General features: G+C 68.3%; 14 protein-coding genes. 6 read left to right on the forward strand and 8 right to left on the reverse strand.

All coding sequences use genetic code 11. The features are described from left to right. Window positions 1–25 precede the first annotated feature (25 nt). Window positions 26–787, reverse strand: a complete 762-nt coding sequence (locus RS901_RS10735) for a TetR/AcrR family transcriptional regulator (protein WP_316148758.1) — start codon at window positions 785–787, stop codon at window positions 26–28. Between the two features lie 82 nt (window positions 788–869). On the opposite strand from RS901_RS10735, the gene RS901_RS10740 reads away from it, so the two are divergent. Next, window positions 870–3,143 carry a xanthine dehydrogenase family protein molybdopterin-binding subunit gene (locus RS901_RS10740; protein WP_316148759.1) on the forward strand — a complete coding sequence of 758 codons (2,274 nt, stop codon included), beginning with the start codon at window positions 870–872 and terminating at the stop codon, window positions 3,141–3,143. 27 nt (window positions 3,144–3,170) lie between these two features. On the opposite strand, the gene RS901_RS10745 is transcribed toward RS901_RS10740, so the two are convergent. Then, window positions 3,171–3,650, reverse strand: a complete 480-nt coding sequence (locus tag RS901_RS10745) for a MarR family winged helix-turn-helix transcriptional regulator (protein WP_013955915.1) — start codon at window positions 3,648–3,650, stop codon at window positions 3,171–3,173. Between the two features lie 205 nt (window positions 3,651–3,855). Between RS901_RS10745 and RS901_RS10750 the strand changes: the two genes are divergently transcribed. The 4 genes from RS901_RS10750 to RS901_RS10765 are packed head-to-tail and all read left to right on the forward strand — an operon-like array spanning window position 3,856 to window position 7,054. Then, a complete protein-coding gene (locus RS901_RS10750) occupies window positions 3,856–4,743 on the forward strand; it encodes a DMT family transporter (protein ID WP_316153466.1) in 888 nt (295 codons plus the stop codon). A gap of 55 nt (window positions 4,744–4,798) precedes the next feature. Then, window positions 4,799–5,587 carry an SDR family oxidoreductase gene (locus RS901_RS10755; protein WP_114132269.1) on the forward strand — a complete coding sequence of 263 codons (789 nt, stop codon included), beginning with the start codon at window positions 4,799–4,801 and terminating at the stop codon, window positions 5,585–5,587. Between the two features lie 54 nt (window positions 5,588–5,641). Then, window positions 5,642–6,037 (forward strand): methylglyoxal synthase, encoded by a 396-nt coding sequence (locus RS901_RS10760; RefSeq protein WP_316153467.1) that lies wholly within the window; start codon window positions 5,642–5,644, stop codon window positions 6,035–6,037. 39 nt (window positions 6,038–6,076) lie between these two features. Next, the gene (locus RS901_RS10765; protein ID WP_316148760.1) at window positions 6,077–7,054 is read left to right on the forward strand and encodes a quinone oxidoreductase; all 978 of its coding nucleotides are present in this window, start codon (window positions 6,077–6,079) and stop codon (window positions 7,052–7,054) included. A 74-nt stretch (window positions 7,055–7,128) separates the two neighbouring features. On the opposite strand, the gene RS901_RS10770 is transcribed toward RS901_RS10765, so the two are convergent. From RS901_RS10770 to RS901_RS10795, 6 genes are all read right to left on the reverse strand, one after another. Further along, on the reverse strand, window positions 7,129–7,422 hold the full coding sequence (locus tag RS901_RS10770) for a YkvA family protein (RefSeq protein ID WP_013955919.1): 294 nt from the start codon (window positions 7,420–7,422) through the stop codon (window positions 7,129–7,131). A 213-nt stretch (window positions 7,423–7,635) separates the two neighbouring features. Next, complete coding sequence (locus tag RS901_RS10775) at window positions 7,636–8,781, reverse strand: BMP family ABC transporter substrate-binding protein (RefSeq protein ID WP_316148761.1); 1,146 nt, start codon at window positions 8,779–8,781, stop codon at window positions 7,636–7,638. A 59-nt stretch (window positions 8,782–8,840) separates the two neighbouring features. Next, window positions 8,841–9,761, reverse strand: coding sequence for an ABC transporter permease (locus RS901_RS10780; RefSeq protein ID WP_018312370.1), 921 nt, complete (start codon window positions 9,759–9,761; stop codon window positions 8,841–8,843). Window positions 9,762–9,779: 18 nt separating this feature from the next. Continuing rightward, entirely contained in the window at window positions 9,780–10,889 is a 1,110-nt protein-coding gene (locus RS901_RS10785; protein WP_316148762.1) for an ABC transporter permease, read from the reverse strand. After that, window positions 10,882–12,444, reverse strand: a complete 1,563-nt coding sequence (locus RS901_RS10790; protein ID WP_316148763.1) for an ABC transporter ATP-binding protein — start codon at window positions 12,442–12,444, stop codon at window positions 10,882–10,884. Before RS901_RS10790 ends, RS901_RS10785 begins: the two co-directional genes overlap by 8 nt. 318 nt (window positions 12,445–12,762) lie before the next feature. Further along, window positions 12,763–13,695 carry a pirin family protein gene (locus tag RS901_RS10795; protein WP_316148764.1) on the reverse strand — a complete coding sequence of 311 codons (933 nt, stop codon included), beginning with the start codon at window positions 13,693–13,695 and terminating at the stop codon, window positions 12,763–12,765. A 687-nt stretch (window positions 13,696–14,382) separates the two neighbouring features. Here RS901_RS10795 and RS901_RS10800 point away from each other — a divergent pair. Further along, entirely contained in the window at window positions 14,383–15,099 is a 717-nt protein-coding gene (locus RS901_RS10800; RefSeq protein ID WP_316148765.1) for an ABC transporter permease, read from the forward strand. Window positions 15,100–15,105 lie beyond the last annotated feature (6 nt).

The raw sequence follows: 15,105 nt of genomic DNA on the forward strand, positions 1-15,105 counted from the left end.
CGTGGCGATGCGGCCGGGCCTGGTGTCAGCCTGCCGCCGCGCGCCGGCCGCGGGCCGCCTTGCGCGGCGCGAGCGGCGGCACTACCTCCGCATCCGGCACCGCGCCGGGCACGGCCACGGCGCGCAGCACCGTCTGCTGGATCACATCGCGCCAGTGCGCCAGCGCGGGCGGGCTCATCATGGGTTCGCCCAGGAAGGCGCTGAGCGTATGATGGTTGGAGTTGTAGAAGTAGCCAAGCGAAGCGATCACCATATAAACATCGCGCGCGCCCGCGTCGGCCCGGAACAGCCCCGCGGCCTTGCCGCGCGCGAGGATGCCGTCGAGCACCGACAGCGCGTAGCTGGAGATCTCGCGCAGCCGCACCGACTTCTTCGCGTGCTTGCCCTGGCTCATGTTCTCGCTGGTCAGGATGGCGACGAACTCCGGATGATCGAGGTAGTACTGCCAGATGAAATCGATCAGTTGCGACAGCGCGCGCACGGGGTCGGCGGCGTCGAGCTCATGTTCCAGCTGCTGCTCGGCTTCATTGAGCTGCAGGTAGATGGTCTCGAGCACTTCGACAAACAGCTTTTCCTTGCTGCCGAAGTAGTAATAGATCATCCGGTCGTAGGTCTTGGCCAGCGACGAGATGCGTTCGATGCGGCCCCCGTCGTAGCCGCGCTGGGCGAAGACCTTGATGGCCGCCTTCAGGATGCGGTCGCGGCTGTCCTGCGCCTGCCGGGCCCGCGTGCCGGCTGCCGCCCGCTTCGCGGTTGGCTTGGGCGCAGGTCTGGTCGTGATCGTCATGGTCGATGCTTGGGCTATTCCACTGTTGGCTTGCAGTATAACGGCGCCCCGGGGCGCAGCCGGTGAAGGAGATGGCAGAACGATGACGGCAACCAATCTGCAACCCGCGGCACAGGCCGACGCCGACACGCCGCGCACGCTGCGGCTGGGCTTGCTGCAGGCCACCGGCGTGCTGCTGGTGACGCGCGCCCCGCAAGCCGCGGCACGGCCCGCGCCCGGCCAGCCCGGCGCGGCGTCGGACTACGTGCCGGCGCTGCCGGACATCTTCATTGCCGTGCGCGACAGCGGCGAGGTGCTGGCCTTCAACGGCCATGTCGACCTGGGCACCGGCATCCGCACGGCGCTGGCGCAGATCGTGGCGGAAGAACTCGACGTGCCGCTCGAACGCGTACGCATGGTGCTTGGCCATACCGAAGCCACGCCCAACCAGGGCCCCACCATTGCCAGCGCATCGATCCAGATCTCGGCGCTGCCGTTGCGCCGAGCCGCCGCCCAGGCGCGTGCGTGGCTGCAGGCGCGTGCCGCGCAGCACCTCGGCGTGGAAGCCGGCGGGCTGGAGGCAGAGGACGGCGTGTTCCGCGTTCCCGGCACGCAGGCCAGCATCGGCTATGGCGCGCTGCTTGCCGGCGAGCACCTGGAACTGCCGCTGGCCGACGACATACCGACCAAGCCGGTCGAGTCCTACCGCATCGTCGGCCGCGCCGCGGGCCGCGTCGATATTCCCGACAAGGCGCGTGGCGCGCTGACCTTTGTCCACGACGTGCGCGTGCCCGGCATGCTGCATGGCCGTGTGGTGAGGCCGCCGTATGCGGGGCGCGACAGCGGCGACTTTGTCGGCAACAGCCTGCTGGAAGTCGACCGCGACTCCGTGCGTGATATACCCGGCCTGGTCGATGTGGTGGTGCAGGGCGACTTTGTCGGCGTGGTGGCCGAGCGCGAAGAATACGCGGTGCAGGCCGCGCGCCGGCTGCGCGTGCGCTGGAAGCCGGTGCCGCCTTTGCCAGCGCTGGACGATCCGGAGCCCGCGCTGCGCGCCAACCCGGCCACGCGGCGCGAGTTGCTGTCCGACGGTGAGCCGCCGGCAAGCGGCGCCGGCACGGTATTGCAGCGGCGCTTCGTCTGGCCGTACCAGATGCATGGCTCGATCGGCCCGTCATGCGCCGTGGCCGACTGGCATGACGATGGCCTGACGGTGTGGTCCGGCACGCAGAACCCGCATGTGCTGCGCATCGACCTGGCAAAGTTGTGCGGGCTCGGCGAAGACCGCATCGAGATCGTGCGCATGGAGGCTGCCGGCTGCTACGGGCGCAACTGCGCCGACGATGTATGCGCCGACGCGGCACTGCTGTCGCGCGCCGTCGGCCGGCCCGTGCGCGTGCAGCTATCGCGTGAACAGGAACACCTGTGGGAGCCCAAGGGCGCGGCCCAGTTGATGGACGTCAGCGCCACGCTGGGGGCGGACGGCGCGCTGCTTGGCTATGACTTCACCAGCCGCTATCCGTCCAACGATGCGCCCACGCTGGCGCTGGTGCTGGCCGGTGCCGTGCCCAACGCGCCGCGCACGCTGGAGATGGGCGATCGCACCGCCGTGCCGCCATACGCGTATGGCGCGCGCCGCATCGGTTGCGACGACACGCCCGCGATCGTGCGCGCGTCCTGGCTGCGTGGCGTGTCGGCGCTGCCCAATGCGTTTGCGCATGAGTGCGTGATCGATGAGCTGGCAGCAGAGGCGGGTGCCGATCCCGTGGATTTCCGGCTGCGGCACCTGCCGGATGAACGTGCCGCGGCCTTGCTGCGTGCCGTGGCCGAAGCGGCCGGCTGGCAGCGGGGCGTGGCCGGGTCGCGGGGCATCGCGGATGCCGAAGGCCGGCTGCGCGGCCGGGGCGTGGCCTATGCCCGCTATATCCACAGCCGTTTCCCGGGCTTCGGCGCGGCCTGGTCGGCCTGGGTGGTGGACTTGGCGGTGGATGCCGGCAGCGGCCGCATCACCATCGAAAAGGTGGTGGTCGGGCAGGACACCGGCATGATGGTCAACCCCGACGGCGTGCGCCACCAGATCCACGGCAACGTGGTGCAGACGCTCAGCCGGGTGCTGAAGGAGCAGGTGCGCTTCGATGCGGATGGGGTCGCCAGCCGCGAATGGGGCAGCTATCCGCTGCTGACCTTCCCGGAAATCCCGCCGATTGAAGTGGTGCTGATGTCGCGGCAGTCGGAGCCGCCGCTGGGCGCGGGCGAATCGGCCTCGCTGCCCGGCGCGCCGGCGCTTGCCAATGCCTTGTTCGACGCCCTGGGGGTGCGGCTGTGCCGGCCGCCTTTCGTGCCCGAGACGGTGCTGGCGGGGTTGCAGGCCCGCTGAGGCCCCCAAACCTGAAGCGGCGCCTGCTCAGGCGCCGCCATTCCCCTCGTCGATCTCACTCATCTTGCGCAGCAGGTAAGTCACCGCCACGCGCTCGGCCGGGTTCAGGCCGCCGAAGGTCTGCTCCGAGATCTCCTTCGCAAACGGCACGGTCTCATCGATCAGTGCCAGCCCGGCGGGCGTGACCGTTACCACCACCTTGCGCCGGTCATTGGGATCGTGCGACACCGCAATCAGCTCACGCGACTTCAGCCGGTCGATGATGCCCCGCACCGTGGCCTGATCGATGGCGGTGGCGCGCACCACCTCGTTCATCGAACACGGCTGGCGGTCCCTGACCGCGCACAGCACCACGAACTGCGCCGCGGTCAGTTGCGAATCCGGGATGGTCTGCTGGAAGATCGCCACATGGCGCTGGTAGGCGCGCCGCAGCAGGTGGCCCACCTGCTCGGTGAAATCGTAGTCGGCTGCGGTCTTGCCGGAAGGCGTGTCGGAGGGCTGGGGCACGAACCTGGTGCAGTGGGTAAGGTGACTCAGAGTATACCGAGGAAGGGGCCGGGAAGGTGGCCGGGACCGCTGCGGCGATGCCCGATGCCATTGCGTCTTTTCGAATACAATCGTCGGGTCGTTTCGCGGGGCCGACGTGCCCGCCCGCTTTCCCCCTGTATTCCCCGTGCCCGCCTTCCAGAAGTCTCTCGCCGCACCTGCTGCGCTGCCGTCGCCGCAGCGCTCGGGGCTTGTCATCGCCGCCGTCGGCGCGGTGCTGTTCTCCGCCAAGGCGATCGTCGCCAAGCTGATGTACCGCTACAACGTCGATGCGGTGATGGTGATCACGCTGCGCATGTTGTTCGCGGTGCCGCTGTTTATGGCGATCGGCTGGTGGCAGTCGCGCCGGCTGGCGCCGCTGTCGTGGGCGGATCGCGGCCGCGTGGTGTTTCTTGGCTTTATCGGCTACTACCTGTCGAGCTTCCTCGATTTCATCGGCCTGCAATACATCACCGCCGGGCTGGAGCGGCTGATCCTGTTCCTGACGCCGTCGTTCGTGCTGCTGGCCACCGCGCTGGTGTTCCGCCGGCCGATCGCCATGCGCCAGTGGCTGTCGCTGCTGCTGGCCTACGCCGGCATCGTGCTGGTATTCGCGCATGACCTGGACGTCAGCGGCAGCCAGGTGTGGCTGGGCGGCGCGCTGGTGCTGGGCAGCGCCATGACCTATGGTATCTACCTGATCCTGAGCGGCGAGCTGGTGCGGCGCATCGGCTCGCTGCGGCTGGTGGCGTATGCGATGTGCGTCTCGACCGCCTGCTGCGTGATCCAGTACCTGGTGCTGGGCCGGCCGGTGGCGGAACTGGCGCAGCCGGCGCCGGTGATGTGGCTGTCACTCATCAATGCGGTGTTCTGCACCGTGCTGCCGGTGTCGCTGACCATGGTGGCGGTGGCGCGCATCGGTGCGCCGATGGCGTCGCAGGCGGGCATGATCGGGCCGGTGTCGACGCTGTTCCTGGCCTTCTGGCTGCTGGGCGAGCCCGTCAGCGGCGTGCAGCTGGCCGGCAGTGCGCTGGTGATGGGCGGCATGTATTTGCTGTCGGCAAGAAAAACATAATTCTGGGCCGGCCCCGGAGCTGGCCCGTCAAAGACAACAGACAAAGGAGAAAGACATGGATCTGGGACTGCGCGGCAAGCATGCGCTGGTATGCGGCGCCAGCAAGGGCCTGGGCTTTGCCTGCGCCGACGCGCTGGCGGCCGAGGGCGTTGACGTGGTGATCGTGGCGCGCGGCGCCGAGGCGCTGGAGAAGGCCGCTGCCGGCCTGCGCGCGCGCCATGGCCGCCGCGTGATCGCGGTGGCGACCGACATCACCACGCCGGAAGGCCGCAAGGCGGCGCTGGACGCCGTGGCCAAGCTGGGCGACCTCGACATCCTGGTGAACAACGCCGGCGGCCCGCCGCCGGGCAACTTCCGCGACTGGGAGCGCAGCGACTGGCTGGCCGCGCTGGACGCCAACATGCTGACCCCGATCGAGCTGATCAAGGCCACCGTCGACGGCATGATCGCGCGCAAGTGGGGCCGCATCATCAATATCACCAGCGGCGCGGTCAAGGCGCCGATCGATGTGCTGGGCCTGTCCAATGGCGCGCGCTCGGGCCTGACCGGCTTTGTCGCGGGCGTGGCGCGCGAAGTGGCGCAGCATGGCGTGACCATCAACAACCTGCTGCCGGGTCCGTTCAACACCGACCGCCTGCTCAAGACCATGGAAGGCGGGGCCAAGAAGGCTGGCCTGACCGTCGATGAGGTGGCGCAGCGCCGCGCCGCGGCGAACCCGTCGCGCCGCTTCGGCGAGCCGGCCGAGTTCGGTGCCACCTGCGCCTTCCTGTGCAGCCGCCATGCCGGCTACATCACCGGGCAGAACATCCTGCTCGATGGCGGCGCCTACCCGGGCACCTTCTGATCCCGCTGCTTTCTCCTGTTTCCTGACGTTCACCGACCCCGCAACAAGGAACCCCTGATGACTCGCCCCCGCATCGCGCTGATCGCCCACGACCACAAGAAGGACGATATCGTCGCCTTCGCCACGCGCCACCGCGCCTTCCTTTCGCAGTGCGAGCTGCTGGCCACCGGCACCACCGGCGGGCGCCTGATCGACGAGGTCGGGCTGGAGGTGACGCGCATGCTGTCGGGGCCGTGGGGCGGCGACCTGCAGATCGGCGCGCAGCTGGCGGTAGGCCAGGTGCGCGCCGTGGTGTTCCTGCGCGACCCGATGACGCCGCAGCCGCATGAACCCGATATCAACGCGCTGGTGCGCGCCTGCGACGTGCACAACGTGCCGTGCGCCACCAACGTGGCCACTGCCGAGCTGTTGATCGCCGGGCTGGCGCGCGAGGCTGAAGCCGGCAACTGAATTCCCATCAATGCATCACCATAACGAGGAGCGACGCAGATGAGCAAAGCCATCCGGATCGAGCAGACCGGCGGTCCCGAAGTCATGCAGTGGGTCGATGTCGAAGTGGGCGAACCCGGCCCCGGCGAAGTCCGCGTGCGCCATGAGGCGGTGGGCCTGAACTATATCGATGTCTATTTCCGCACCGGGCTTTACAAGCAGCCGCTGCCGGGCGGGCTCGGCATGGAAGGCGCCGGCGTGGTCGAAGCGGTGGGCGAGGGCGTGCGCCACGTTGCCGTGGGCGACCGCGTGGCCTACGCCGGCCGCCCCACCGGCGCCTACGCGCAGGTGCGGGTGATGCCGGCCGATATCGTCGTGCGGCTGCCCGACGCGATCCCGTTCGACACCGCGGCGGCAATGATGCTGCAGGGCCTGACGGCGCAGTACCTGATCCGCGACAGCTACAAGGTGCAGCCGGGCGACACCGTGCTGCTGCACGCGGCAGCGGGCGGCGTTGGCCTGATCGCGTGCCAGTGGCTGAAGGCACTGGGCGTGACCGTGATCGGCACCGTCGGCAGCGACGAGAAGGCCGAGCTGGCGCGCGCCAACGGCTGTGCCCATACCATCGTCTATACGCGCGAGTCGTTCGTGGACCGGGTCAAGGAAATTACCAACGGCAAGGGCGTGCCGGCGGTCTATGACTCGATCGGCGCGGATACCTTCCGCGGTTCGCTCGACTGCCTGGCGCCGCGCGGCACCATGGTCAGCTTCGGCAACGCCTCGGGCCCGGTGCCGCCGTTCGATCTGTCGGTGCTGGGCAACAAGGGCTCGCTGCGCCTGACGCGGCCGACGCTGATGACCTACGTGGTGCATCGCGAACTGCTGGAGCCGATGGTGGCCGACCTGTTCGACGCCGTGGCCACCGGCAAGGTGAAGATCGATATCCGCCAGCGCTACGCGCTGTCGGAGGTGGCGCAGGCGCATCGCGACCTGGAATCGCGCAAGACCACCGGCTCGACCATCCTGCTGCCGAACTGAGCAACTGCCAGGCAGGCAAGCAAAAGCCCCGGGGCGGCAGGGCCGCCCCGGGGCTTTGTCATTCAGCGATGCCGTCAGTGCGGCCGGACCGTGGTGGCGGTGGCGCGCGTCTGCGCCTGGCGCAGGATATGCGGCGGCAGGCGCTTCAGGATCAGGTGCACGGCTAGCGGAATCAGCACCACGTCGTCGACGATGCCCAGGCCCGCTACCACATCGGGGATCAGGTCGATCGGCGAGATCGCATAGAGCAGCAGCCCGATGGCGGCGGGCTTGAGCCACGCCGGCGCGTCCGGATGGCGCAGCGCGTACCAGAACAGGCGGCCGTCGCTACGAACCAGCGTCCACAGGGCCGAAAATCGCTTCCACATGAGAGGCCTCCTTCACATTGCGGGCGCCGGTCACTGGCGCATGCACAGATAGCTTGGGCCGTTATCGGCGGCTTCAAGTTCCGCAAGGTAGGGGCGGTGCGGGGAGGGTGCCCGGAACGGGCGGCAGGGCTGGGAATTGTGGCGATTCCGCCCCCGCGCGGCGGAGGCGGGCGCCGCGCACCGTCACCGGCGCACGGCTGGGCTGCGTGGCGATCAGCCCGGGATCTTGCCTTCCACGCCTTCGACGTAGAACTTCACGCCGTGCAGGAAGCCGTCGTCGGCCACCTGGTCCTTGGCCAGCTGTTCCTTGCCGGTGTTGTCCTTGATCGGACCCTTCCAGATCGGCGCGCTGCCGTCGGCGATGCCCTTCTTGCGCTCTTCGACCAGCGCCTTGACGTCAGCCGGCACGTCCGCGTTGAAGCCCTTCAGGTCGATCATGCCTTCCTTCAGGCCCCACCACGTGGTGCTGTTCTTCCACTGCTTGCTGAGCACGTCTTCCACCACCTTGTTGTAGTAGACACCCCACGAGATCACCGACGCGGCCAGGTGGGCCTTGTCGCCGAACTTGCTCATGTCGCTGTCCCAGCCAAAGGCGTGCACGCCCTTTTCCTGCGCGGTCTGCACCACGGCGGCGGAGTCGGTGTTCTGCATCAGCATGTCGACACCCTGGCCGATCAGCGTGGTGGCGGCTTCGCGCTCCTTGCCCGGATCGAACCACTTGTTGACCCATACCACCTTGACCGTGGCCTTGGGGTTGACGCTGCGCGCGCCCAGCGTGAACGAGTCGATATTGCGGATCACCTCGGGGATGGGCACCGATGCCACCACGCCCATCTTGCCGGTCTTGCTCATCTTGCCGGCGACCACGCCCGCCAGGTAGGCGCCCTCATAGGTGCGCACGTCGTACTGGGCCAGGTTCTCGGCGGTCTTGAAGCCGGTGGCGTGCTCAAACTTCACGTCCGGGAATTCCTTGGCGACCTTGAGCATCGACTCCATGTAGCCGAAGGTGGTGCCGAAGATCAGCTTGTTGCCCTGGCTGGCCAGGTCGCGGAACACGCGTTCGGCGTCGGCGGCGGATTCGGGCACGTTCTCGACGAAGGTGGTCTTGACCTTGTCGCCGAACTTCTCTTCCACGGCCTTGCGGCCGGTGTCATGCGCGAAGGTCCAGCCGGCATCGCCGACCGGCCCGATATAGACGAAGGCGACCTTGAGCGGCTCGGCCTTCTGCTCGGCCGCGGGCGCGGAGGCCGGGCCTGCCGTCTCGGCAGGCTTGTCGGCCTCTTTCTTGCCGCAGCCCGCGAGGGCCAGCACGGCGGTGGCGGCCAGGGCCGCCAGGGTCTTCCTGCGCGTGACGATCATGATTTCTCCTTGTGATGAATTGTTGGTAGCTCAGGGATTTCCGTCAAAAAACCCAAGGCTCAGGCATTGCCGGGCCGGAAGGGCTTGCCCAGCGAGGCCGGCATGTTCAGCCGGATCCAGGCCGGATTGCGCGAGATCAGCGCCAGCACCACGATGGTGGCCGCGTACGGCAGCATCGACAGGAACTGCGACGGCACCGACACGCCGATCCCTTGCAGGTAGAACTGCAGGATGGTCACGCCGCCGAACAGCCACGCCCCCACCAGCACCCGGCCCGGGCGCCAGGTGGCGAAGGTGGTTAGCGCCAGCGCGATCCAGCCGCGGCCGGCGACCAGGTTCTCGACCCACATCGGCGTGTACACCAGCGACAGGTAGGCGCCGGCCAGCCCGCAGCAGGCGCCGCCGAACAGCAGCGCGCCAAAGCGGATGGTGCGCACCGGGTAGCCCAGCGCGTGCGCCGATTCCGGCGCTTCGCCGATCGCGCGCAGCGTCAGCCCCGCGCGCGTGCGGAACAGGAACCACATGATGGCGAAGCACAGCAGCAGGCTGAAATACACCATCCAGTGATGCTGGAAGAAGGCCGGCCCGAAGAAGGGCAGGTCGGCCAGGCCGGGCACGGCCTTGGCCTGCGCCGGCATGGCGTGGCCGACAAAGCGCTGGCCCATGAAGGCCGACAGGCCGGTGCCGAAGATCGACAGCGCCAGGCCGGTGGCGACCTGGTTGGTGGCCAGCACCAGCGCCAGCCATGAGAACAGCGTGGCCATCAGCATGCCGGCGAGCGCGCCGGCGGCAAAGCCGAGCAGCGGCGACTGGGTCTGGTAGCCGACCATGAAGCCGGCAACCGCGGCGACCAGCATCATGCCTTCGGCGCCCAGGTTGAGCACGCCCGATCGTTCGTTGATCAGCAGGCCCAGCGCGGCCAGCAGCAGCGGCGTGCCGGCGTTGATGGCGGTGGCGATGAGGGGAGCGAGTTGTTCCATATTGTTCGGTAGCTCCGCTCAGGCCGTGGTGGCGCGCCAGCGCAGGCGGTTTTCGATCAGCGTGTCGCAGGCCAGCAGGAAGAACAGCAGCATGCCCTGGAACACCCAGCCAATGGCCGACGGCAGGCCCAGGCGCGACTGCGCCATCTCGCCGCCGATATAGAACAGCGACATCATGATGCCGCCGAAGACCGTGCCGACCGGATGCAGCCGGCCGATAAAGGCGACGATGATGGCGGTGAAGCCGTAGCCCGGCGAGATCGACGGCAGCAGCTGGCCGATCGGGCCGGTTACTTCGAACGCGCCCGCCAGGCCCGCGGTGGCGCCCGAGATCAGCAGCGCGCTCCACAGCGCGCTGCGCGCCGAGAAGCCCGCGTAGCGCGCCGCCGCCGGCGCGGTGCCGCCCACCTGCAGGCGGTAGCCGGCAAAGCTGCGGAACACGAACACGGTCATCACCGCCACCAGCACCAGCATCACCACAAAGCCGACATGCAGGCGCGAGCCCGACATCAGGTTGGGCTGCAGGTACGCGGACGAGAACACCTTCGACTGCGGGAAGTTCATGCCGTTGGGATCCTTCAGCGGCCCGTTGACCACCCACAGCAGCAACTGCTGCGCGATATAGGTGAGCATCAGCGAGACCAGGATCTCGTTGGCGTTGAACCTGTCCTTGAGCACCGCCGTGAGCGAGGCCCACAGCATGCCGCCGATCATGCCGGCCAGTGAGGCCAGCACCAGCACCACGGTGCCGTTCATGGCCTGGCCCGGCACATCGAAGTAAAGCACGGTGGCGCCGGCGCAGATGCCGCCGGCAATCAACTGCCCGTCGGCGCCGATATTCCACACGTTGGCGCGGTAGCACACCGACAGGCCGAGTGCGCACAGCACCAGCGGCACGGTCTTGAGCAGCACCTCGCCGATGGCGCGCTGGTCGCGCAGCGGATCGGCCAGGAAGACCTTGAGCGCGGCCACGGGGTCCTTGCCGAGCACCAGGAACAGCAGCGCGCCGAACAGGAGCGTCAGCGCCAGTGCGATCACCGGCGAGGCATAGGCCATGGTGCGCGAGGGCAGGCCACGCGGCGCCAGTGAGAGGGGGGAGCGGGGCAGCAGTTGTCGCACATCAGTCATGGCTTGCCACCTCCGCGTCGGATGTCGCCTGGGCGGGCCCACCTTCCCACAGTCCGCTCATCCACAGGCCGACCTGCTCGCGCGTGGCGGTCTCGGTCGGCACCGACGGCGACAAGCGGCCCTTGGCGATCACGTGCAGCCGGTCGCAGATCGCGAACAGCTCATCGAGCTCTTCCGACACCACCAGGATGGCGCAGCCGGTGGCCTTCAGCGCCAGGATCTCGTTGTGGATCTGCGCCGCGGCGCCCACGTCCACGCCCCAGGTCGGTTGTGCCACGATCAGTACCTTAGGGCCGCTTTCGATCTCGCGGCCGACAATGAATTTCTGCAGGTTGCCGCCCGACAGGCTGCGCGCCAGCGCCTCGGGGCCGCTGGCCTTGACGCGGAAGCGGTTGATCACCGCCGCGGCCAGCCCGGTGGCGGCCTTGGGCGAGATCATGCCCCGCCGCACGTAGGGCCGCGTCTGGTGCGACAACAGGATATTGGTGGCCAGGCTCATGCCCGGCACGGCGCCACGGCCCAGGCGCTCTTCCGGCACGAAGGCCAGGCCGGCGCGGCGGCGCTGGCGTGCATCGCGCTTGCCCACCAGCCTGCCGCCGAGCTGCACCGATACGTTGGCCGCGCGCGTGTCTTCGCCCGACAGCGCTGCCAGCAGTTCCTGCTGGCCGTTACCGGACACGCCGGCAATGCCGACGATTTCGCCCGCATGCACGTCCAGCGAAATCCGGCTCAGCTCGGTGGCGAAGGCATGCGCGCGCGGCAGCGACAGCTCCTGCACGCTCAGCCGCACCGGGCCGCGAAAGGCAGCCACGCGCGTTTCGCGCGGGGGCTCGCCGCCGATCATCAGGCGCGACAGCGAGGCCGCGGTTTCCTGGCGCGGATCGCACACGCCGGTGACCTTGCCCATGCGCATCACGGTGGCCTGATGGCACAGCGCGCGGATCTCGTCGAGCTTGTGGCTGATGTAGAGGATGCTGGTGCCTTCGGCGGCCAGCTGGCGCAGCGTGACGAAGAGTGTTTCCACTGCCTGCGGCGTCAGCACCGAGGTGGGTTCGTCCAGGATCAGCAGCTGCGGATTGGCCAGCAGCGCGCGCACGATCTCCACGCGCTGGCGCTCGCCGACCGACAGCGTATGCACATGGCGGTTCGGCTCCAGCGGCAGGCCGTAGCGCTCGGCGGTAGCGCGGATGCGCTCGGCCAGCTGCTTCATGTTGCCTTGCTGCCCGGCGGGCAGGCCGAGCGCGATGTTCTCGGTCACGGTCAGCGTGTCGAACAGCGAGAAATGCTGGAACACCATGGCGATGCCCAGGTTGCGGGCGTCGTGCGGGCTGTTGATCGTGACCGGCGCGCCGTTGAAGTGCATCTCGCCGGCATCCGGACGGACCGCGCCAAAGATAATCTTCATCAGGGTGGACTTGCCTGCGCCGTTTTCACCCAGCACGGCATGGATCTCGCCGGGAGCGACGCTGAGGCTGACGTCGTCATTGGCGACGACGCCCGGGTAGCGCTTGCTGATATGGGCCAGCGCCAGCCTGGGAGGGAGTTGTGATGTCACTGAGGCGGCTCGGGTTGTTGTGGTGGCAGCAACGTGGGATGAGTCAACGGCGCGGCAGTGCGTGGCGCAGCATCGCCGCGACGCATTGCAGCATTCATCATGGTCTGGTGATGCCCGATATTGGTGATGGATTATATAAGTGAGCGGGGACCGGGCGGGCCGATTCCGGCGTCATTCCAGTCCCTGCAACGGTTTAGGGGCGGTTGCAAGTCGCGTGCCGGCCACAGCACGAAAAAAAGCCGCCGGCTCCTTGCGGAGCCGGCGGCTGGACTGGGGCGGCAGCAGCGGGCGGCCAGGACGGCCGCTTGCAGGCAGGGCTCAGGCGTCGATGGCGGCGGCGCTGGTGGCGAAGCGCCCGTCGCGGAAGTCCGCCAGCGTCTGGTAGATCTGCTCCTGCGTGTTCATCACGAACGGCCCGTACTGCGCGATCGGCTCGTTCAGCGGCTGGCCCGCGATCAGCAGGAAGCGCGCGTCAGCCTCGGCCCTGACGATGACGCCGTCAGACTGGCCGGCGTTGTCCAGCACGCCCATGCGCTGGGCCTCGATCACGGCGCGGTCGTCGCCGCTGCCGATCGAGACCTCGCCCCGGTACACGTAGACGAACGCGTTGTGCCCGGCCGGCAGCGCCTGCGCAAAGGTCTGGCCGGCCGGCAGGTGCACGTCCAGGTAGACCGGCTCGGTCACCGGGCGCGTGATCGCGCCGGCCACGCCGTGCGTGGCGCCCGCCAGCACGCGCACCGTGCCGCCGTTGTCCAATGCCACCGTCGGGATCTCGGCGGCGGGCAGGTCGCGGTACCACGGCGCGGTCATCTTGTCCGCGGCCGGCAGGTTCAGCCACAGCTGGAAGCCTTCCATGCGGCCGTCTTCCTGCTCGGGCATTTCCGAGTGGACCACGCCGGCGCCCGCCACCATCCACTGCGCGCCGCCGTTCTGCAGCAGGCCCTCGTTGCCGGCGCTGTCGCGATGCCGCATGCGCCCGGCCAGCATGTAGGTGATGGTCTCGAAGCCGCGGTGCGGGTGATCGGGGAAGCCGCCGATGTAGTCGTCCTTGCTGTCGGTGCCGAAGGCATCGAGCATCAGGAACGGGTCCAGCCGGCGCTGCAGGTTCTGCGTCAGCACGCGGGTCAGCTTGACGCCGGCGCCGTCCGAGGTGGCGATGCCCCGCACGACGCGGTCCACGGCGCGCGAGCGTTGCACGGTCTCGACGGCGGCGGCGGGAACGGTGGTGAGGGTCGTGGTAAGGGTGTCCATGTCTTTCTCCTGTGGGCGGGTCCCGCGCGGCGATGGCCAGGCCGGGTTCCCGTCGTTTCAGCTACCTCGTCAATTTAGTGGTTTGGCGCGGAAAGAGTAGAGGGTCGCCGGGCAACAGATTGTTCTGCTGGCGTACCAATTGGCTGCCGATCTCTGCGAATTCAGAACGATCCGAGTGATCGCGATGTGCCGACTAATGCACGACCGAAACTGACGTCCCAGTGCTGACAATTCGCGCCCGATCGGCGCAGGAAGGCCGAAAGAATGCGGGAAGATGACGGGATCGATGAAGATCGCTATAATAGCGCTCTCTTTATCATCCGTTGAGGCGAGATGCGGGGTGAGGAAAACCTCGCCAGCCCTTGCCAGTCAACGGCCGATGGACCGGCGGCGCGTCGGAAAACTTCAATACTTGCGCTGCCACTGGCCAACCGATCGCAACATGCTTGCGTCGCCGGTTGCGCCGCTTCAGGGACTGCCATCCAACCCGGCATCCCATCAATCGGACTTCCCGCCCACGGCGGAGGAATCCACAGACCGTCCGCCGGCAATCGTGCCGGTCATGGCGGCAATGCAATCTGAACCGGGACTGGTGGCGCCCCATCTCCGCACGCACCAGCCCATATTGTTTTCCATCGCCGGGAAGTGGCGTGCTGCGCGCTTTTCGGTTTCGGAAAAGGGGAGAATATGTCAAAGCAACCGGCACGGGCATTCGCCTGGGCAGGACTGACGCTTGCCGCGCTGGCCGCATTGGTGGCATGGATCGGCGTCGATGTGATCCGCCAGTACCAGGAGCGCCTGCTCTACGACGTGGCCGACCACCTGCGCCTGGTGGTGCTGTCCATGACGCTGGCGCTGGCCACCGGCGTCCCGGCCGGCATCGCGCTGAGCCGCCCGTGCATGCGCCGCTGGGCCGACCGCCTGATGCAGGTCTTCAACGTGGGCAATACCGTGCCGTCGCTGGCGGTGCTGGCGCTGGCCCTGGCCGTGCTCGGCATCGGCGAGCGGCCCGCCATCCTGGCGCTGTGGCTGGCCTCGCTGCTGCCGATCGTGCGCAACACCTACGAGGGCCTGCGCAATGTCTCGCCCACGCTGCTGGAAGCGGCGCGTGGCATCGGCATGACGCCGGTGCAGCGCCTGGTGCGCGTGGAACTGCCCAACGCCTTGCCGGTAATGCTGGCGGGCATCCGCATCGCCCTGGTCATCAACGTGGGCACGGTGCCGCTGTCGTTCCTGATCGGCGCCAACAGCCTGGGCGAGCTGATCTTCCCGGGCATCTACCTGAACAACCAGCCGCTGCTGCTGCTGGGCGCGGCCGCCACGGCGCTGCTGGCGCTGGCCCTGGACGCGCTCTTTGCCGCCGCCGGCCAGCTGTACCTGCGCCGCCGCGGCCTGGCACGCTGAACATGG

It is taken from the genome of Cupriavidus sp. BIC8F, from assembly GCF_032465815.1.
Lineage (GTDB): Bacteria > Pseudomonadota > Gammaproteobacteria > Burkholderiales > Burkholderiaceae > Cupriavidus > Cupriavidus necator.

Coding starts and splice junctions, on each gene's coding strand:
- RS901_RS10795 (WP_316148764.1), bottom strand. CDS start 13,695: ATGGACACCCTTACCACGACCCTCACCACCGTTCCCGCCGCCGCCGTC.
- RS901_RS10785 (WP_316148762.1), bottom strand. CDS start 10,889: ATGACTGATGTGCGACAACTGCTGCCCCGCTCCCCCCTCTCACTGGCG.
- RS901_RS10755 (WP_114132269.1), top strand. CDS start 4,799: ATGGATCTGGGACTGCGCGGCAAGCATGCGCTGGTATGCGGCGCCAGC.
- RS901_RS10780 (WP_018312370.1), bottom strand. CDS start 9,761: ATGGAACAACTCGCTCCCCTCATCGCCACCGCCATCAACGCCGGCACG.
- RS901_RS10775 (WP_316148761.1), bottom strand. CDS start 8,781: ATGATCGTCACGCGCAGGAAGACCCTGGCGGCCCTGGCCGCCACCGCC.
- RS901_RS10800 (WP_316148765.1), top strand. CDS start 14,383: ATGTCAAAGCAACCGGCACGGGCATTCGCCTGGGCAGGACTGACGCTT.
- RS901_RS10740 (WP_316148759.1), top strand. CDS start 870: ATGACGGCAACCAATCTGCAACCCGCGGCACAGGCCGACGCCGACACG.
- RS901_RS10770 (WP_013955919.1), bottom strand. CDS start 7,422: ATGTGGAAGCGATTTTCGGCCCTGTGGACGCTGGTTCGTAGCGACGGC.
- RS901_RS10765 (WP_316148760.1), top strand. CDS start 6,077: ATGAGCAAAGCCATCCGGATCGAGCAGACCGGCGGTCCCGAAGTCATG.
- RS901_RS10735 (WP_316148758.1), bottom strand. CDS start 787: ATGACGATCACGACCAGACCTGCGCCCAAGCCAACCGCGAAGCGGGCG.